General features: G+C 67.7%; 17 protein-coding genes and 1 pseudogene. 14 read left to right on the forward strand and 4 right to left on the reverse strand.

Annotation, left to right across the window (positions count from 1 at the left end):
- Positions 1 to 6: 6 nt before the first annotated feature.
- The 4 genes from CSW60_RS16570 (at position 7) to msrQ (ending at position 2,755) form a co-directional block, all read left to right on the forward strand.
- A complete protein-coding gene (locus CSW60_RS16570) occupies positions 7 to 453 on the forward strand; it encodes a hypothetical protein (protein WP_099538399.1) in 447 nt (148 codons plus the stop codon).
- Positions 450 to 1,136, forward strand: a complete 687-nt coding sequence (locus CSW60_RS16575; RefSeq protein WP_099538400.1) for a periplasmic heavy metal sensor — start codon at positions 450 to 452, stop codon at positions 1,134 to 1,136. Before CSW60_RS16570 ends, CSW60_RS16575 begins: the two co-directional genes overlap by 4 nt.
- A gap of 72 nt (positions 1,137 to 1,208) precedes the next feature.
- Positions 1,209 to 2,129, forward strand: coding sequence for a protein-methionine-sulfoxide reductase catalytic subunit MsrP (msrP, locus tag CSW60_RS16580; RefSeq protein WP_099538401.1), 921 nt, complete (start codon positions 1,209 to 1,211; stop codon positions 2,127 to 2,129).
- Positions 2,129 to 2,755, forward strand: a complete 627-nt coding sequence (gene msrQ, locus CSW60_RS16585) for a protein-methionine-sulfoxide reductase heme-binding subunit MsrQ (RefSeq protein ID WP_099538402.1) — start codon at positions 2,129 to 2,131, stop codon at positions 2,753 to 2,755. The genes msrP and msrQ overlap by 1 nt, the downstream gene beginning before the upstream one ends.
- A gap of 112 nt (positions 2,756 to 2,867) precedes the next feature.
- Here the strand turns inward: msrQ and CSW60_RS16595 are convergent, their stop codons facing one another.
- The 4 genes and pseudogenes from CSW60_RS16595 to CSW60_RS16610 all read right to left on the reverse strand — a co-directional run bounded on the left by CSW60_RS16595 (position 2,868) and on the right by CSW60_RS16610 (position 5,360).
- Positions 2,868 to 4,109 carry a dipeptidase gene (locus tag CSW60_RS16595; RefSeq protein WP_099538403.1) on the reverse strand — a complete coding sequence of 414 codons (1,242 nt, stop codon included), beginning with the start codon at positions 4,107 to 4,109 and terminating at the stop codon, positions 2,868 to 2,870.
- Between the two features lie 54 nt (positions 4,110 to 4,163).
- On the reverse strand, positions 4,164 to 4,547 hold the full coding sequence (locus CSW60_RS16600) for a hypothetical protein (RefSeq protein ID WP_099538404.1): 384 nt from the start codon (positions 4,545 to 4,547) through the stop codon (positions 4,164 to 4,166).
- A 65-nt stretch (positions 4,548 to 4,612) separates the two neighbouring features.
- Positions 4,613 to 4,777, reverse strand: a pseudogene (locus CSW60_RS24420) (JAB domain-containing protein); the annotation flags it as partial.
- Positions 4,778 to 4,967: 190 nt separating this feature from the next.
- Positions 4,968 to 5,360 carry a helix-turn-helix domain-containing protein gene (locus CSW60_RS16610; RefSeq protein ID WP_062093426.1) on the reverse strand — a complete coding sequence of 131 codons (393 nt, stop codon included), beginning with the start codon at positions 5,358 to 5,360 and terminating at the stop codon, positions 4,968 to 4,970.
- A 67-nt stretch (positions 5,361 to 5,427) separates the two neighbouring features.
- Between CSW60_RS16610 and CSW60_RS16615 the strand changes: the two genes are divergently transcribed.
- The 10 genes from CSW60_RS16615 to CSW60_RS16655 all read left to right on the forward strand — a co-directional run bounded on the left by CSW60_RS16615 (position 5,428) and on the right by CSW60_RS16655 (position 18,071).
- Complete coding sequence (locus CSW60_RS16615) at positions 5,428 to 6,084, forward strand: cation transporter (protein ID WP_062093427.1); 657 nt, start codon at positions 5,428 to 5,430, stop codon at positions 6,082 to 6,084.
- A gap of 51 nt (positions 6,085 to 6,135) precedes the next feature.
- Positions 6,136 to 8,091 (forward strand): FTR1 family protein, encoded by a 1,956-nt coding sequence (locus tag CSW60_RS16620; protein WP_099538405.1) that lies wholly within the window; start codon positions 6,136 to 6,138, stop codon positions 8,089 to 8,091.
- Between the two features lie 214 nt (positions 8,092 to 8,305).
- Complete coding sequence (locus tag CSW60_RS16625; RefSeq protein WP_062093429.1) at positions 8,306 to 8,755, forward strand: hypothetical protein; 450 nt, start codon at positions 8,306 to 8,308, stop codon at positions 8,753 to 8,755.
- Between the two features lie 61 nt (positions 8,756 to 8,816).
- A complete protein-coding gene (locus tag CSW60_RS16630) occupies positions 8,817 to 10,079 on the forward strand; it encodes a TolC family protein (RefSeq protein ID WP_062097155.1) in 1,263 nt (420 codons plus the stop codon).
- Positions 10,079 to 11,245 carry an efflux RND transporter periplasmic adaptor subunit gene (locus CSW60_RS16635; protein WP_099538406.1) on the forward strand — a complete coding sequence of 389 codons (1,167 nt, stop codon included), beginning with the start codon at positions 10,079 to 10,081 and terminating at the stop codon, positions 11,243 to 11,245. The genes CSW60_RS16630 and CSW60_RS16635 overlap by 1 nt, the downstream gene beginning before the upstream one ends.
- A gap of 32 nt (positions 11,246 to 11,277) precedes the next feature.
- Entirely contained in the window at positions 11,278 to 14,523 is a 3,246-nt protein-coding gene (locus CSW60_RS16640; RefSeq protein WP_062095852.1) for an efflux RND transporter permease subunit, read from the forward strand.
- A 111-nt stretch (positions 14,524 to 14,634) separates the two neighbouring features.
- Positions 14,635 to 14,985 carry a DUF190 domain-containing protein gene (locus CSW60_RS16645; RefSeq protein ID WP_004616671.1) on the forward strand — a complete coding sequence of 117 codons (351 nt, stop codon included), beginning with the start codon at positions 14,635 to 14,637 and terminating at the stop codon, positions 14,983 to 14,985.
- Positions 14,986 to 14,996: 11 nt separating this feature from the next.
- Complete coding sequence (locus CSW60_RS16650) at positions 14,997 to 17,021, forward strand: heavy metal translocating P-type ATPase (RefSeq protein ID WP_062095850.1); 2,025 nt, start codon at positions 14,997 to 14,999, stop codon at positions 17,019 to 17,021.
- A 136-nt stretch (positions 17,022 to 17,157) separates the two neighbouring features.
- Positions 17,158 to 17,610 carry a hypothetical protein gene (locus CSW60_RS23210; RefSeq protein ID WP_137803453.1) on the forward strand — a complete coding sequence of 151 codons (453 nt, stop codon included), beginning with the start codon at positions 17,158 to 17,160 and terminating at the stop codon, positions 17,608 to 17,610.
- Complete coding sequence (locus CSW60_RS16655) at positions 17,607 to 18,071, forward strand: SRPBCC family protein (RefSeq protein WP_062095849.1); 465 nt, start codon at positions 17,607 to 17,609, stop codon at positions 18,069 to 18,071. The genes CSW60_RS23210 and CSW60_RS16655 overlap by 4 nt, the downstream gene beginning before the upstream one ends.
- The last annotated feature ends 81 nt before the right edge of the window (positions 18,072 to 18,152 follow it).

The following is an 18,152-nucleotide window of genomic DNA, read 5'->3' on the forward strand; positions in this document are numbered from 1 at the left end:
GTGGTCATGATGTCTCTCGAGAGGTTCGAGGACCTGGCCGAGATCTATGGCGGCGACATCGCCCGCTGGCCGGAAGGCGAGCGCGAGGCCGCGCGCGCCTTGCTGGCGGAAAAGGCCGAGCGCTTGGCGCCGGTGCTGGCCGCCGCCGCCCAGCTGGACCGCCTGCTGGACCTCGCGCCCGCCCAGAGCCCCGACGCCGCCCTGATCGGCCGCCTGATCTCGGCCGCGCCCCGGCCCGCCGCCGCCGGTTGGCGCTGGTTCGCGGGCCTCTCCGCCGCCCTGGGCCTTTCGGTCGCCGCCGCCGCGGGCGTGGTCACCGGTGTCATGGTCGAACGCTCGCCTCTGGACGTCGCGCCCCGGGTCGCCGTCGCCGCGCCCGAGCCGGTCGTGACGGCGGTGGACACCAGCGCCTCCCTGCAGGACGCCATCGCCGAGCCGGCGGCTGACCTATGAGCGCATCGCGTCCGCTCGTGATCGCCCTGGCCGCGTCGGCGGCGGTCAACGTCTTCCTGATCGGCGGCTTCGCCGGCATGGCCTTTGTGCGCCTCACCGGGCCCGCGCCGACGCCCGCCCCAGTCCCCGCTGTCGTCAGCGCGCCGCCGGCTCCGCGTCTCCCGGCGCCCGGTCCGTCGGCGGCCCTGGCGCCGTCCGCCGCGCCCGAAGCGTCCGAGGCGACCCCCAAGCCAGCCCATCACGTCGCCCCGCGCGCGTCCGCCGTCGAAGCCCGGCCCACCCCTGCGCCGCCGGCGCCCGCCCCCGCGGTCGAGGCGGCCGCCGCGCCGGCCCGTCCGCCGCTGGTCTCGGCCGCCGACGGGCTGTCGCCCGAGACGCGCCAGGCCTTCCGCCGCGCGCTGAACGAAGCCAACAAGCGCAACCGCCCGCTGACCCAGCAGGCGCGGGCCGAGCGTCTGGCGGCGCTGAGCGCTCTCGGCGCGCAAGGCTATGACAGCGGCGAGGTGGCCCGGCGCCTGGCGTTGGCGCGCGACCTGGAGCAGCAGGCGCGCGGCAATGTCGAGGTGGCGCTGGCGAACTTCACCGCCACGCTGTCGCCGCAAGAGCGGGTGATCTTCGCCGAGGGCCTGGCGAAGGTCTACGCGCCGTTGGGCGCGCGCCGACCGATGCCGGGACCCAACTGAATTTCGCGGGACAGGTAACCAAAGGCGGGTTTGGTCCGTATCTGTAGGGACAGCCGCTTACGGAGCGTTTCCATGCTGATCCGCCACGCCCCCGACCTGACCGACAACGACGTCACCGACCACGGCCTCTATCTCAAGCGTCGAACGCTGATGGCGGGGTTGGCGGGCGTGGGGCTGGCCGGCGCGGCGGCGGGCGAAGCGCAGGCGGCCCTGACCTTCACCAAGGGCTTTTCGACGCCGGAGAAGCCGACCTCGAAAGAGGACATCACCACCTACAACAACTTCTATGAGTTCGGCGTCGACAAGAGCGATCCGGCCGAGAACGCCGGCCGCTTCAAGCCGCGCCCATGGACGGTCCGCATCGACGGCGCCTGCGAAGCGCCGCGCACCGTCGGCATCGAGGACCTGATCGGCAAGAACAAGCTGGAGGAGCGCATCTATCGCATGCGCTGCGTCGAGGGCTGGTCGATGGTGATCCCCTGGGTCGGCTTTCCGCTGAAGGACCTCTTGGCCTCGGTCAAGCCGACCTCGAAGGCCAAGTATGTGGCGTTCGAGACGGTGATGCGGCCCTCCGAAATGCCAGGACAGGCCTGGAACACGCTCGACTGGCCCTACCGCGAAGGCTTGCGGATCGACGAGGCCATGCACCCGCTGACCCTGATGGCGGTGGGCCTCTATGGCGACGTCCTGCCCAACCAGAACGGCGCGCCGCTGCGGCTCGTCGTGCCTTGGAAGTACGGCTTCAAGGGCATCAAGTCGATCGTCCGGATCAGCCTGGTCGAGAACCAGCCCGCGACCTCGTGGAACCGGCTGGCGCCGCGCGAGTACGGCTTCTATTCCAACGTCAATCCGGCCGTTGATCATCCGCGCTGGTCGCAAGCCACCGAGCGCCGCATCGGCGAGTTCCGCCGCCGCGACACCCTGCCGTTCAACGGCTACGGCGAGTGGGTGGCCGACCTCTATCGGGGCATGGACCTGAAGCGGTTCTATTGATGGCGTCCGCCAAGAAGCGCCCCTCCAAAACCCAGGACAACCTCGTCTACGGCCTCGTCTGGCTGGCGTGTTTCGCGCCGCTGGTCTGGCTGGCGTGGCGCGGCTTCATGGGCGAGCTCGGGGCCAATCCGATCGAGAAGCTGATCCGCGAACTCGGCGTCTGGGGCCTGCGGCTGCTGCTGGCGGGCCTCGCCATCACGCCCGCCGCGCGGATCCTGAAGCAGCCGCGCCTGATCCGCTTCCGACGGACCATCGGCCTGTTCGCCTTCAGCTACATCGTGCTGCACCTGTTCAGCTATATCGGCGTCGACCTGTTCTTCGACTGGAACCAGCTGTGGAAGGACATCCTCAAGCGCCCCTTCATCACCCTGGGGATGCTGGGCTTTGTCTTGCTGATCCCGCTGGCGGTGACTTCGACCAACGGCTGGGTGATCCGCATGGGTCGCGCGGCCTGGAGCCGGCTGCACAAGCTTATCTACCTGATCGTCCCGCTGGGCGTCCTCCACTACTACCTGTTGGTCAAAGCCGACCACCGGCCGCCGATCATCTACGGCGTGGTGTTCGCGGCGCTGATGCTGTGGCGGGTTTGGGAGGGGCGGCGGGCGCTGCTCAAATCCTCCCCCTAGCGGGGGAGGTGGCGCGAAGCGCCGGAGGGGGAAGTCCTGCTGACCTTGCCTCTTCCCCCTCCGTCGCCGCTTTGCGTCGACACCTCCCCCGCGAGAGGGAGGATTTGTAGTTCTACTTCGCCACGCTCTTCGCATAGGCCTGCGCCCCGGCCACCAGGCGCAGCACATTGCCGCTCCAGATGGCCTGGATGTCGGCGTCGCTATAGCCGGCGGCCTTCAGGCGGGCGGTGATCTTGGGGAGGTCGGCGACGTCCTCCAGGCCCTCGATTCCGCCGCCCCCGTCCCAGTCGGCGCCGACGCAGACGCCCTTGGGGCCCGCGATCTTCAGGGTGTGCAGCATGCTGTCCATGAAGATGTCGAAGTTGGCGCGGACCGGCGGGAACTGCTTGTCGACCGCCACGCGCTTGGCCATCCAGGCTTTCACATCCGCCTCGGTGGCGTCATCGCGCGGCGGGCGCGGGATCGCCGCCAGGGCCGCCTTGCGCTCGGGGCTGTCGACGCTCGCGATCAGATAGACCGAGTTGATGCAGATCGCCCCGCCGCTCTCGGCGATCTTCTTGATGCGGGCGTCATCCAGATTGCGGGGGTGGTCGAACACCGCCTTGGCGCCCGAGTGCGAGGCGATGATCGGCGCCTTGGAGAGCGCCACGGCCTGGTCGACCACGTCGTCGCTGGCGTGGCTGACGTCCACCAGGATGCCCAGGCGGTTGGCTTCGGCCAGCCAGCGCAGACCCAGCGGCGAGAAGCCGTTCCAGATCTTGCCCTTCGGGTCGGTCGAGCTGTCGGCGAACTGGTTGTTGCGGAAGTGGACCGGCCCGGCCATGCGCACGCCGGTCTTGTAGAAGGTCTCCATCAAGGTGAGATCCTCGCCCATCGGCCAGGAGTTCTCGATGCTCTGGAAGACGAAGACCTTGCCGGCCTTGTTGATCCGCGCGGCGTCCTCGGCCGTGTAGGCCAGCTCGAACTGGTCCGGATGGGCGGCCACCATCTCGCGGATTTCGGTCGCGCGATTGAGGGCGAAGTCGCGGGCCTTGCGATAGCCCTCGGCGGTCAGGTCGCCCTGGCCGGTGTAGATCACGAAGAAGCCGCCATCCAGGCCCCCGGCCTTCATGCGGGGCAGGTCGACCTGGGTGCCGTCCTCGGTCACCGCGTGCTTGTCCAGCATCGACCAGCCGGGGCGCGAGAAGTGCTCGGGCGTGTCGAGGTGGGTGTCCAGGATCAGGAAGCCGTCATGCAGGGTCTTGATGGCTTTCGGAACATCGCCTGGCTTTTCAACGGCCTTCTTGTCTGCGGCGTGAGCGGCGGTGGAAAGCAGGGTGGCCGAGCCGAGGAGGACGGTGAGCAGGCGACGCATGGGAGCACTCCGGACGAACTGAGGGCCCGACGCTCAAGGTTTGGAGGGCGGGCGTCAAGGGAGCGCGCGGCGTTCTCGCTTGCGGTCCACCCAATACCAGATCGTGGTCGCCGCCGACCCCAGGATGGCGATTTGCCAGGCATAGAAGCCGACGGCGAAGCTGCGGACCGCCGTCTGGCCGCTGTCGTCGTACATCGCGCGCCAGAAAAAGGCGTCCGCCGCGCAGATCACCGAGACCAGCGACAGGGGGATGTCCGTGCGCGGCGTGGCCCGGAAGGTGAAGGCGCCGCCAGTCAGCGCGACGAAGGTGAGGTTCGCGAACCAGCCAAACTGGGCGACCATGCCTCCGAGCCCGCCGAAGGCCAGCAGCGTCCAGCCGCGCATCCAATCGTAGCCGGAGTTTTCAAAGCGCGCGACCGGCAGGGCCAGGGAAATCATCCAAAGCGCCAGCCACCCAAGGCTCAGGCGACGGCGCAGCAGATCCCTGGGCGTGAGAGGTCGCCTCACATCAACCCCAGCGCCTTGAAGCTCGCCACCCCCTCGCGACCGACCACCAGGTGATCATGGACGGCGATCTTCAGGGCTTTTCCGGCCTCGACGATCTGCTTGGTCATGTCGATGTCGGGGCGCGAGGGCGTCGGATCGCCCGACGGGTGGTTGTGGAGGACCCGATGTAAATTAGGTAAGTTATTGGATATTTTGAAGATAATTCCACCATCCGGCCGCCGATGGGGGCGGCAATCGGGGATGTTGCCATGCCGACCTATGCCTCGGTAGTTGGGCGCACATGATCTTACACGAGCGTCCATATTCAATCATCCCCGGCGCAAGACGACGAATGACCGCCCGCTGAGACGCCTAGCCCGCCAGCGCCTCGATCACCCGGCAGTCGGCGGCCCGTCCGTCGCAGGTCGCCGCCACCATCCGTTGCAGTTCACCGCGCAGGGTCTCCAGCTGGGCGATCTTGGCCTCGACATCGTCGAGCTGTCGCGCCGCCAGGGCGTTGGCCTCGCCGCAGGGGCGCTCGGGATTGTCGGAAAGATCCAGCAGATTGCGGATCGCCTCGACCGAGAAGCCCAATTGGCGCGCGTGGCGGATGAAGGCCAGGCGGCGGACGGCGTCCGCGTCATAGACCCGGCGATCATTGGCTGCTCGCCGGGGCTCCGGCAGCAGCCCGATCTCCTCATAGAAGCGGATGGTCGGGACCTTGACGTCGGCGGCCTTGGCCAAGAGGCCGATGGAAAGGGTCATGAGGTGCTCCTTAGTTTTGCAGATAGGCCCTTGATCCTCTAGTGGCTAGAGGATGCATGGTGGCCTCATGAGCGAATCCTGTTCCAGCAAACCGGCCGCGTCGGGCTGCGGTTGCGGAAGCGACGTCAAGTTCGACGGCGCCACGCCCGCCTATAGCCGCGCCCTGGCCTGGGTGATCGCCATCAACCTGGTCGGCTTTGTCGTGGTGCTGATCGGCGGCATGGTCGAAGGCTCGGCGTCGTTGTCGGCCAATGCGCTCGACTTCCTGGCCGACAGCGCCACCTACGCCATCAGTCTATGGGCCATCGGCAAGTCGGTGGGCATCCGCACCGGCGCGGCCCTGTTCAAGGGCGTCAGCCTGGGCCTGGTCGCCCTGTCGGTCGCGGGCTTCGCCGCCTGGCGCGCCTGGAGCGGCGCGGCGCCCTCGGGCGAGGCGATCTCGGCCCTGGGGCTGTTTGGCGCCCTGGCCAATCTCGTCGCCGCCGCCTTGCTCGTCCGCTATCGGGATGGCGACGCCAATGTCCGTTCGGTGTGGCTCTGCACGCGCAACGATCTGATCCAATGCCTGGGCGTGGCGGCTACCGGCGGGTTGGTCTGGCTGACCGGTTCGCGCTGGCCTGACCTGATCGTCGGCGTGCTCCTGGCCGGCGTCTTCCTGAGTTCGGCCTACCAGATCATCCGCCAGGCTCGCGACGAACACCGCGCCGACCTCGCGACTTCCTGACATATGCTCAAGCTCTTGCCACACGCGCCTTTTTGCGCCCATGGATTGATAATGATTACTGGTCTCAAGGGGCGTCTGGCCTCGATCCTTGGCGGGCTGCTGGCGGTCCTGATCTTCACGGCGGCGCCGATGGCCCATGCCCAGGAGGCCAGTTCCTCGCAAACCGCCTGGCGGCTGCTCGACTATCTGTCGGTCGACTACGCGGGCGCGGTGAAAGACGGCAAGGTCATCAGCCCGTCCGAATATGCCGAGATGAACGAGTTCGCCGGCCAGGTGCCTGAGCGCATCGCCGGCCTGCCGGCCACCAAGGCTCAGCCGGACCTGCTGGCTAAGGCGCAAAGCCTGCAAGCCACGATCGCCGCCAAGCAGGAGCCGGCCGTGGTCTCGGCCAAGGCCCATGCCCTGGCCAACGACCTCCTGGCCGCCTATCCCACGCCCCTGGCCCCCAAGCGCGCGCCGGACCTGGCGCGCGGCGCGGCGCTCTATGCGGAAAACTGCGCGGCCTGCCACGGCGAGACCGGCAAGGCTGACGGCCCCAACGCCGCGGGCCTGGATCCGCCGCCGATCGCCTTCGCCGACGCCGGCCGCGCGCGCCAGCGCAGCGTCTTTGGCCTCTACCAGGTGATCCAGCAGGGTCTCGACGGCACCGCCATGGCCAGCTACGCCCACCTGCCGTCCGACGACCGCTGGGACCTGGCCTTCTATGTCGGGCGCTTCGCTTTCAGCGACGCCGAGGCCGCCGTCGGCGAAAAGCTCTGGAACGAGGACGCCGCCGTCCGCGCCCGCTTCCCCGACCTGCAGACCTTGACCCAGACCACGCCGGCCGCCCTGGCCACCACCCTCGGCGAGACCAAGGCCCGAGCGCTGACCGCCTATCTGCGACGCCATCCCGAAGTCGTCACCCGCACCGGCGGCGGCTCGCTCGATGTCGCCCGCCAGAAGCTCGCCGCAAGCCTCAAGGCCTACGAGGCCGGCGACCGCAAGGCCGCCGCCGACCTCGCGCTCGCGGCCTATCTCGATGGCTTCGAGCCGGTCGAGCCGTCGCTGGGCGCGCGCGATCCGGCCCTGATGCGACGGATCGAAGGGGCGATGGGCGACGTGCGCGGCGCGATCGGTAAGGCCGCGCCGGCCAGCGAGGTCAAGAGCCAGATCGAGCGGCTCGACGCCCTGTTCGCGGCCGCAGGCAGAGCCTTGGCCCCGGAAAAGGCCAACAGCCTGTCGAGCTTCGCCGGCGCCTTCACCATCCTGTTGCGCGAGGGCCTGGAAGCCCTGCTGATCGTGGTCGCCATGATCGCCTTCCTGCGCAAGGCCGAGCGAACCGACGTGCTGCCCTACGTCCACGGCGGCTGGATCGCAGCCCTGGCGGCTGGTGGTCTGACCTGGGCCGCAGCGACCTTCTTCATTTCGATCAGCGGGGCCAGCCGCGAGCTGACCGAGGGCTTCGGTTCGGTGATCGCCGCCGCCGTGCTGATCTCGGTCGGACTCTGGATGCACGGCAAGGCCCAGGCCGACGCTTGGCAGGTCTATATCCGCGAGAAACTATCCCACGCGCTCTCCAAGTCGTCGGCGTGGTTCCTGTTCCTGCTGGCCTTCATCGTCGTCTATCGCGAGGTGTTCGAGACCATCCTGTTCCTGACGGCGCTGTGGACCCAGGGCGGGGCAGGGGCGGTGCTGGCCGGCGTCGGCTGCGCCGTCGTCGTCCTGGCCGCCATCGCCTGGGCCATGCTGCGGTTCTCCAAGCGCCTGCCGATCGGCAAGTTTTTCGAATACAGCGCCATCCTGATGGCGATCCTGGCGGTCGTCCTGGCCGGCAAGGGCGTGGCCGCGCTGCAGGAGGCTGGCCTCTTGGACCTGCACCCGCTGGCTCTGCCGCGCATCGAACTGCTGGGCTTCTTCCCGACCATCGAAGGCGTCGCCGCCCAGGCGCTCACCCTGGCCATCCTGGTCGGCGGATTCTGGTGGTCTCGGCACAGAGCCGGCGAAATGGGGGCAAAGAGGTCCGCCTAAGGGCCATCTGACCACTTCAAACGGGATGGGCAGGGCATCGAGAGAGATTCGATCATGGCGCGACAACGCGGTACGGGCTTCTGTAGCTTTCCGCTTTGCCCCAGTTATCGCGAAGTCTTCGCCAGGTGTTTGTTGCCGTAATTGGAGCGCTCGGCAATGTGACACTATAACATGTAATCATATAACGCATTTCAATCTGGACTGAGCGGAGGTATTGCAGATTTCGATGGCTGGAATCGCGCCCCTTCGTCGGCAAGTCGGCAGATATGCCGACACGTGGCGCTCGCGCCGCGCGCCGTCCTCGCGATTCAGCTTCGGCAAGGCATGGGCGCTGTTCGTAACCTGCACGTTCATCCTCGGCATCGTCATCTGCGGACCTGCTGAGCACGCTGCGCTGGAGACCGAAACTCAGGTCGCCAGCCAGATCGTCATGTCGAGCGTCCAGGCGCCAGCATTGATCAAGACCGCTGGCGACCAGAAGACCCCCATCAAGAGAACGCTCACGGCCTGCACCGGTCATTGTTCGGCGCATGGCATAAGCTTGCCCGTGTCCTTCGCGCCCGAGATGATAGCGTTTGAGCATCGTGCCGTTTGGCTGGCCGAGCCGGATGTGGGCCTGCTCATCGATCGTTCCGTCCTGCTCGAACGTCCGCCTAGAGCCTGACGCGACCCTTCCGCCCGAGGAGGCGGACCGTTTGCGTCTCAATCTCTAGGAACACATCTTCATGACTCTCATCATGCGTGGACAGCTGCGTTTCGCGGCCGTGAGCGTGGTCGCGATTGTCGGCGCGTTGGCGTCCGCTCGCGGCGCGGCGGCCGATCCGGCGCCGCCTTTCAAGGACCTTCTCGCCCAGGCGCAAGCCAATGCCCCAAGGCTCGCCGAAGCCGCCGCCGGCGTGCGCCAGGCCGAGGGCCTGGCTCGTCAGGCTGGCGCTCGACCCAATCCCACCGTCGGGATGGAGATCGAGAACTTCAGCGGCAGCGGCGTCTATAGCGGCGCGAACAATGCCGAGACGACCTTTTCGCTGAGCCAGCCGCTCGAAGTCGGGGGCAAGCGCGGCGCGCGGGTCGCCGCCGGTCGGGCGGCTCTCGATGCTGCACGGGCGCGGCTGGTCCAGTCGAAGGCCGATTTCGCCTTCGCTCTGGCCGACGCCTACGCCCAGGCCGAAGCCGCCGAACGCCGGGTCGCCCTGGCCGAAGAGGCCGTGACGCTGTCCGACGAGACCCTGCGCGCCTCCCGAGCTCTGGTCGACGCGGGCAAAGAGGCCGAACTGCGAACCCTCCAGGCGCAAGCCGCGCTCACCGGCGCGCGCGCGTCGTTGGAAGAAGCGCGGGCCGAGCGGACGGGCGCCTTCTCGCGGCTCACCGCTCTCGTCGGATCGACCACGCCCTACACCTCGCTCAGCGACAGCCTGCTGACCAACCCCAAGGTCACGAGCCAGCCGGGCGACATCGACGCGCTGTCGACGCCCGCCGTTCTGGCGGCCGAGGCCGATCGCGAAGCCGCCGCCCGTCGCGTGCGCATCGAGCGGACCCGCGCTGTGCCGGACGTCACGGTCTCGGCCGGCGTTCGCCGGTTCAGCGGCGACGACTCCACGGCCTTGGTCGCGGGCGTGTCGCTTCCGATCCCGGTCTTCGACCAGAACCGCGGCAACATCACCGCCGCCCAAGGCGAGCTGCAGGCCGCCGAGGCTCGGCTCAATGCCGCGCGGTTCGACGCCGAGGCCGACATCCGCACGGCCCGCTTCCAGCTGGGCGCGGCCCAGTCGCGCGCCGACGCGGCCGGCCAGGGCGAAACCAGCGCCGCCGAAGCCTTCCGCCTCACGCGGATCGCCTACGAGTCCGGCAAGGCCCCCCTTGTCGAACTAATCAATGCGCGCCGGTCCCTGGCCGAAGCGCGTGACCAAACCATTCAGGCCCAATTGGCGCGCGTTCGCGCCGAGGCCGACCTGGCGCGCCTGCAAGGCCGCCTCTTCGGAGATCGCTGATGCGCAAGTCCAACTCCTCGAACCGGCAGTTGCTGCTGGCCGGCGCGGCCGTGGTGGTCGTGGCGATCGCCGCCTTCTCGGTCGGCAAGATGTCGGGCGGCAAACCCGCCGAGACCGCGACCGCTGAAAAGCCGGCGGCGGCAGCTCCCGCGGCCGGACCCCAGAGCCTGTCGATGGGCCCCGAGCGCATCACCGCCTCGGGCGTCCAACTGCAGACGGTCAACACCGGGGGCCTGGCTTCCGAGGTCGTCGCGCAGGCCACGGTCGAAGCCGAACCCGGTGGGGAGGCGGCTCTGACCGCCCGCGCCGCCGGTTCGATCACCCGGATCACCAAGCGCCTCGGCGACCCCGTGCGGGCCGGCGAGACCCTGGCCCTGGTCTCCAGTCGCGAGGCCGCCCAGATCTCAGCCGACCGCAGCGTGGCTTCGGCCAGGGCCGACCTGGCCCGCAAGAACCTGGCCCGCGAAAAGCGCCTCTTCGAACAGAAGGTCAGCCCGCGTCAGGACTACGAGACGGCTCAGGCCGAAGTCGCGGTGGCCGAGGCCGAGGCCCGTCGCGCGGCCACGGCCGCCGGCGCCTCGGCGGTGTCGGGCGGCTATGTCGCCGTCATCAGCCCGATCAACGGCCGCGTCACCGCCATGACCGCCAGCCTGGGCGCCTTCGTGGCCCCCGAGACCGAACTCTTCCGTATCTCCGATCCGGCCAAGATCCAGGTCGACGCGTCGGTTACCGCCGCGGACGCCCGCAGGGTCCAGCCCGGCGACCAGGCGATCGTCGAGACGACCAGCGGCGAGACCCGCACCGCCGTCGTGCGATCGGTGACCCCCGGCGTCAACGAGGAGACCCGCAGCGCCACGGTGGTCCTGACCCTGACCGGGGGAACCGGCGCGCTGCAGCCGGGCCAGTTGGTCCGCGCCCGCATCACCTCGCGCCAGTCGACCTCCAGCGGGATCGTCGTCTCCGAGGAGGCTGTTCAGAACCTGAACGGGAACGACGTCGTCTTCGTCCGGACCAAGGAGGGCTTCCGCGTGCAGCACGTTCTGGTCGGCCAGCGCAGCGGCGGCCGGGTGGTCATCGTCGACGGCTTGAAGGGGGGCGAGACCGTAGCGGTCAAGAACGCCTTCTTGCTGAAGGCAGAGCTCGGCAAGAGCTCGGAAGAAGACTGAACCCCTAACCGCTAGTCCGGAGACACGCCGAAATGATCGGTCGCTTACTCTCGATGTCGGTGAAGGGGCGTTGGTACGTCCTGCTTCTCACCGTCATCATCGCCGCCCTCGGCACATGGCAGCTGACCAAGTTGCCCATCGACGCCGTTCCCGACATCACCAACAAACAGGTGCAGATCAACACCGTGGCCGGCGCGCTTTCGCCGGTCGAAATCGAAAAGCGGGTGACCTTCCCAGTGGAAACGGCCCTGGCCGGCATCCCGGGCCTGGAGACCACCCGCTCGATCTCGCGCAATGGCTTCTCGCAGGTCACCGCGATCTTCTCGGAGAAGACCAACCTCTACTTCGCCCGCCAGCAGGTGGCCGAGCGTCTGACCCAGGCCGGCGACAGCCTGCCCGCTGGGATCCAGCCGCAGATCGGGCCCGTCACGACGGGTCTGGGCGAGGTTTACATGTACTCGGTGGAGTACGCCAATCCGGGCGGCAAGGGCGCCAAGGTGCGTGACGGCCAGACCGGCTGGCAGAGTGACGGCGCCTATCTGACGCCGGAAGGCGAGCGCCTCACCGACGCCACCTCGCAGGGCGCGTACTTGCGCACCATCCAGGACTGGGTCGTTCGTCCGCAACTGCGCACCGTCAAGGGGGTGGCCGGCGTGGACTCCATCGGCGGCTTCCAGAAGCAGTACGTGGTCGAACCCGACCCGGCCAAGCTCGTGGCCTACGGCGTCTCCTACACCGACCTGGCCAAGGCCCTGGAAGGGGCCAACCTCTCGGTCGGGGCCAACTTCATCCAGCGCGCCGGCGAGGCCTATCTGGTCCGGGCCGACGCGCGGGTTCGCACGCTCGACGAGATCCAGAACGCCATCATCGCCACCCGTCGCACCGTACCCGTCGCCGTCAAGGACGTCGCCACCGTGCGGGTCGGCGGCGACCTGCGCACCGGCGCGGCCAGCAAGAACGGCGAAGAAGTGGTCGTCGGCACCGCCCTGATGCTGATCGGCGAGAACAGCCGCTCGGTGGCCAAGTCGGTCGGCGACAAGCTGGTCGATGTTCGCAAGGCCTTGCCGAACGGCGTGGTCATCACCACCGCGCTCGACCGATCGGTGCTGGTCAACGCCACCATCAAGACCGTCGAACGCAACCTGACCGAAGGCGCCATCCTGGTCGCCGCGACCCTCTTCCTGCTGCTCGGCAACGTCCGCGCCGCCTTCATCGCCGTGCTGATCATCCCGCTGTCCTTCGTGATGATGGCCATCGGCATGAACGAGCTGAAGGTGCCGGGCAACCTGATGAGCCTGGGGGCGCTGGACTTCGGCCTGATCGTCGACGGCACCGTCATCATTATCGAAAACTGTCTGCTACGGCTGGCCGAGCGCCAGCACCACGAAGGCCGGCTGCTGCGTCTGCCCGAACGCCTGGAGACCGTGCTTCGCGCGGCCCAGGAAATGATCCGTCCGACCGTCTTCGGCCAGGCGATCATCTTCCTGGTCTTCGCTCCGCTGCTGACCTTCACCGGCGTGGAAGGCAAGACCTTCTCGCCGATGGCCATCACCATCATGCTGGCCCTGGGCGCAGCCTTCATCCTGTCGCTGACCTTCGTCCCGGCCCTTGTCGCCATCCTGATGCGCGGCAAGGTCTCGGAAAAAGAGGTCAAGCTGATCGCTGTCTCCCGGCAGCGCTATGAACCCGTCCTCAAGCGCGTGGTCGATCGCCCCTGGCCGTTCATCGGCGGCGCGGTGGCGCTCTTCCTGGTCGCTGGCGTGGTCTACACGACGCTGGGCCAGGAGTTCATCCCGCAGCTCGACGAAAAGAACGTCGCCATGGGCTCGCTGAAGATCCCGTCGACGGCCCTGGAACAGTCGCTGACCATGCAGCGCCAGGTCGAAAAGAGCGTCTCGTCCCTGCCCGAAGTGGAGATGATGTTCTCCAAGACCGGCACGGCCGAGGTCGCCACCGACCCGATGCCGCCCAACGCCTCGGACGGCTTCATTATCCTGAAGCCCCAGAAGGAGTGGCCCAAGGACGTCGCCAACAAGGCCAAGGTCGTCGAGCGCATCGAGGGCAAGGTCTCGCCGTTGCTGGGCAACAGCTTCGAAGTCACCCAGCCGATCCAGATGCGCTTCAACGAGCTGATCGCCGGCGTGCGTGGCGACGTCGCCATCAAGCTCTACGGCGACGATCTGGACAAGATGAGCGCCACGGCCGCCAAGATCGGCGCGGTCCTGCAGTCGATCCAAGGCGCCGAGGGTGTCCGTGTCGAACAGGTCGGCGGGGCCCCGACCCTGGACGTCAAGTTCGACCGCGCCGCCATCGCCCGCTTTGGGCTCAGCATCGACCAGGTGGCCGACACCGTGGCCACGGCCATGGGCGGTCGCCAGGCCGGCGACGTCTTCGAGGGTGATCGCCGCTTCGACATCACCGTCCGCGTGCCGATGACCCAGCGCAACGACCTCGATGCCCTGGGCGCTCTACCGGTCATGCTGCCGGCCGGCGAGAACGGCCTGCAACGGTCGGTGCCGCTGCGGGAGCTGGTGCAGTTCCGCTTCTCGGATGGTCTGAACCAGATCAGCCGCGAAGACGGCAAGCGCCGGGTGGTTATCCAGGTCAACGTTCGTGGCCGCGACATCGGCTCGTTCGTCACCGAAGCCCGCAGCAAGGTCGACGCCGTCCAGCTGCCGACCGGCTACTGGCTGACCTGGGGCGGCCAGTTCGAGAACCTGAAGGCCGCCACCCAGCGCCTGTCGATCGTCGTGCCGCTGTGCTTCGCGCTGATCTTCCTGGTGCTCTACATGGCGCTGGGCGGTTTCGGGCCGGCAGCCTCGGTGTTCGCGGCCATTCCGCTGGGACTATCCGGCGGCGTGTTCGCCCTGGCCCTGACCGGGATCACGTTCTCGATCTCAGCCGCGGTCGGCTTCATCGTGCTGGCCGGCGTGGCCGTCCTCAACGGCCTGGTCGTTATGACCAGCGTCCGAGAGCGGCTCGACGCCGGCGTGCCCGTCGCCCAGGCGATCTATGAGGGCTCGGTCGAACGCTTCCGCCCGGTCCTGATGACGGGCCTGGTGCCGGCCATCGGCTTCATCCCGATGGCCCTGGCCAGCGGCACCGGCGCCGAGGTCCAAAAGCCCCTGGCCATGGTGGTCATCGGCGGCCTGATCACGGCCACCGCCGTGACCCTGCTGGTCCTGCCCGCCATCGCCAAACTCATCCTCCAACTGGGGTCTGGTCGGAAGACCCCAGACGAGGGACCGGCCGCGTCGGATTTGAGCACGACGCACTAGCCGGGGCGCCGGCGCGGCCCCTCAGCCCCCACAGCGTCGCGCCGGCGCATCACCTTCAACCGTCCCGAGCGAACAGCTCTCACGGGCCGTAATCATCAAGAGGAGACGCCTATGCAAACCCCCGGACAAGCCGTCCTGCTCCGCATCTACACCGACGAAAACGCCCTGGTCGGCGATCGCTCCCTGATGGACGTCATCGTCCAGCGCGCCCAGACCGCGCGTCTGGCCGGCGCCACGGTCCTGCGCGGCCGCAAGGGGTTCGGTGAATCCGCACGCATGCACGAGCCGCGCCCGCTCGACTTCAACGACAACCTGCCCGTGGTCATCGAGTTCGTCGATGAGGAAGCCCGCCTGCGCGAGTTCCTGACCAAGCTCGACGACCTCAAGGACATCGGCCTGGTCACCTTCGAGAAGGTCGAGGTCCTTCGCTACGGCGGCCATCACGTCGAGCCGCACCGGTAGGAGCGAGCATTATGACCAGCAAGTCTGCTCACGATCATAAGGGCCACGATCATGGCCCGAATGACGACCACAAGCACGGTGAAGGGGAGGGCGGCCACGGCCACGCCCATGGTGGGCTTTTCGGCGAGCGAACCGAACTGATCTTCGCCCTGCTGTGCGGCGCGACCCTGCTGGTCGGCTGGCTCATCAGCCTCAAGGCCGATGGCTGGATCCCGCTGGCCTTCTATATGGCCGCCTACGTGTTCGGCGGTTGGTTCACCCTGACCGAGGCGATCGAAAACCTGCGCAAGCGCAAGTTCGAGATCGATACCTTGATGCTGGTGGCCGCCGCCGGGGCCGCGGCCCTGGGGCAATGGGCGGAAGGCGCGCTTCTCCTCTTCCTATTCAGCATGGGTCATTCCCTGGAGCATTACGCCATGGGCCGGGCCCGCCGGGCGATCGAAGCCCTGGCCAAGCTGGCCCCCGAGCGGGCCACGGTTCGCCGCGACGGCAAGACAGAGGACGTCGCCGTCGAGGCCCTGGAGATCGGCGACATCATCCTGGTGCGGCCCAACGAGCGCATCGCCGCCGACGGCGTCGTCGTAGCCGGCGACAGCAGCGTCAACCAGGCCCCGGTCACCGGCGAAAGCGTGCCGGTCGACAAGCGCGCCAGCGCCGATCGCGACCTCGACTTCGCCAAGGCCAGCGCCGAGTACCGGGTCTTCGCCGGCACCATCAATGGCGCGGGCGCGCTCGACATCCGCGTGGCCCGCAAGGCCGGCGAGAGCACCCTGGCCCGCGTCGTGCGCATGGTCGCCGAGGCCGAGGCCCAGCGTTCGCCCACCCAGCGCTTTACCGACCGGTTCGAGAAGGTCTTCGTGCCGGCCGTGCTGGTGCTGGTCGCGACCCTGATGCTGGCCTTCCTGGTGCTCGACGAGCCGTTCAGCCGCAGCTTCTACCGCGCCATGGCGGTCCTGGTAGCCGCTAGCCCCTGCGCCCTGGCCATTTCGGTGCCCAGCGCCGTGCTCAGTGGCGTGGCCCGGGCAGGGCGCGGCGGCGTCCTGGTCAAGGGCGGCGGTCCCCTGGAAAATCTCGGAACGCTGACCGCTCTGGCCTTCGACAAGACCGGCACCCTAACCGAGGGCAAGCCCAAGCTGACCGATATCGTCCCTGCCGAAGGCGTCGATGAGGCCGAGCTGCTCGCCATCGCCGTGGCCGTCGAGGCGCTCAGCGACCACCCGCTGGCGGCCGCCGTGGTGCGCGACGGGGAGGCCAAGCTGATCGGCCAGGCCCATCGTGAAGCCACCAACGTCAAGAGCCTGACAGGGCAGGGCATCCAGGCCCAGGTCGATGGCAAGGACGTCGTGATCGGCAAGCCGGGCCTATTCGAAGGCGACCAGAAAGACCTGCCCGTATCGGTCTGGAGCGATGCCAAGCGCCTTGAAGCGCGCGGCCGGACAGTGGTCGTCGTCCGCTACGGTGATCGTTTTCTCGGCGTGCTGGGCCTGATGGACACCGCCCGCCCCGCGGCCCGCGACGTTATCGTTCGCCTTCGCTCGCTGGGGATCACCCGCATGATCATGCTGTCGGGCGACAACCAGTCGGTCGCCGATGCGATCGCCCGTGATCTGGGTCTCGACGAAGCCCGCGGCGGCCTGATGCCGGAGGACAAGGTCGAGACCATCAAGGCCCTGCGCCAGCACTACGGCAAGGCCGCGATGGTCGGCGACGGGGTCAATGACGCCCCGGCCATGGCCAACGCCACCGTCGGCATCGCCATGGGCGCGGCCGGCTCGGACGTGGCGCTGGAAACCGCCGACGTCGCGCTGATGGCCGATGACCTGACCCATCTGCCGTTCGCCGTGGGCCTTAGCCGCAAGACCAGCGCCATCATCCGCCAGAACCTGTGGGTCAGCCTGGGCATGGTCGCGGTGCTGATCCCAGCGACCCTGTTTGGCCTGAAGATCGGCGAGGCGGTGATCTTCCACGAGGGCTCGACCCTTCTGGTGGTGGCCAACGCGCTGCGGTTGCTCGCCTACAAGGACCGCCAGGCATGAATGGCGAAGAACCTCGCACCGAAGCGTCGGACTGGGCCCGCCGATCGGCCCGCCGTGCGATAATGGCCCTGGCTGCGGCGATGCTTCTGCTCGTCATGTCGATTGGGGTTTTGGCGATCGACCTGGAGCATCGAACATGAACCGACAACACTTGCGCCACCTAGGCGGAAAAGGAATTGGGCTTCTGATCCTGGCCTTTTCGGGCGGGGCTACTGCAGACACGATCGAAAAGCCCATCGTGCTCAACACTCAGCGGGGCTTCGCACTTGAGTCGGTCCGCGCCATCGCCGAAGGTGAGGGGGTCCGTTTCCATGGCGCGATCTGTCGACGGTCCATAGGATCCTCGCCGCGGATCATCCGAGCGGATCGTCTTGACGCGGGTGGAAACGTCATCAGCACGGCGACGCGTGTCCTGTGGGGCCTGCGTGGGCGCGAGCGCCATTGCATTTTCTTCGACCTGCCGACCCCCGGCCCGGTCATGTCAGGCGAGCAGTTTCGGGTCTGTACGCTTTCCACCAACCGTCCGTGCCCGCAGCCTGTCTCGGCTGCATCGAGCTCAAGCGAGATGGCGACGAAAGGCCGCCCATGATCATTGAATCTGAGATCGATATCGCCGCCCCCCCCACTAAGGTCTGGCGAACCTTGTCGGAGTTCGGTGGCTACCCGCGTTGGCATCCTCATTGGGAAATCGACGGCGTCCCCATTCGGGGCGCCAGCGTCTACATCCGTATCGGCTCCAATCCGGAAAAGCGTCTGAGGGTCAGGGCTCGGGTCATTGGCATGGCGCCAGGCGAGGAGATCGCCTTCCAGTCCGGTCCATTCTTCGCGCGATCGTATGAATACTTCCACCTGGAGCGCAGCGCGCGCGGCACGCTGCTTCGCCACACCAACAAGATAACCGGCCTAGCGGCGCTGCAGTTCAAGTTTAAGGCCGAGCGCGAAAAGTTGATCAGAATCTATAGCTTCCGCCTGGACGCTCTTTCGAAATACGTGACCACCAGCACGCCGCTGCGAGCGGTGACACGGGCCCGTCCGCGAACTCGGATCTAACTCTCACTGCCGCGCTGATGCGCCACGCCAAGTGTATCTTGTAACGTATTTCCTCGACGCATCACGGACGCTATAGGCCCT

The organism is Caulobacter sp. X (assembly GCF_002742635.1).
In the GTDB taxonomy this organism is placed as follows: Bacteria; Pseudomonadota; Alphaproteobacteria; order Caulobacterales; family Caulobacteraceae; genus Caulobacter.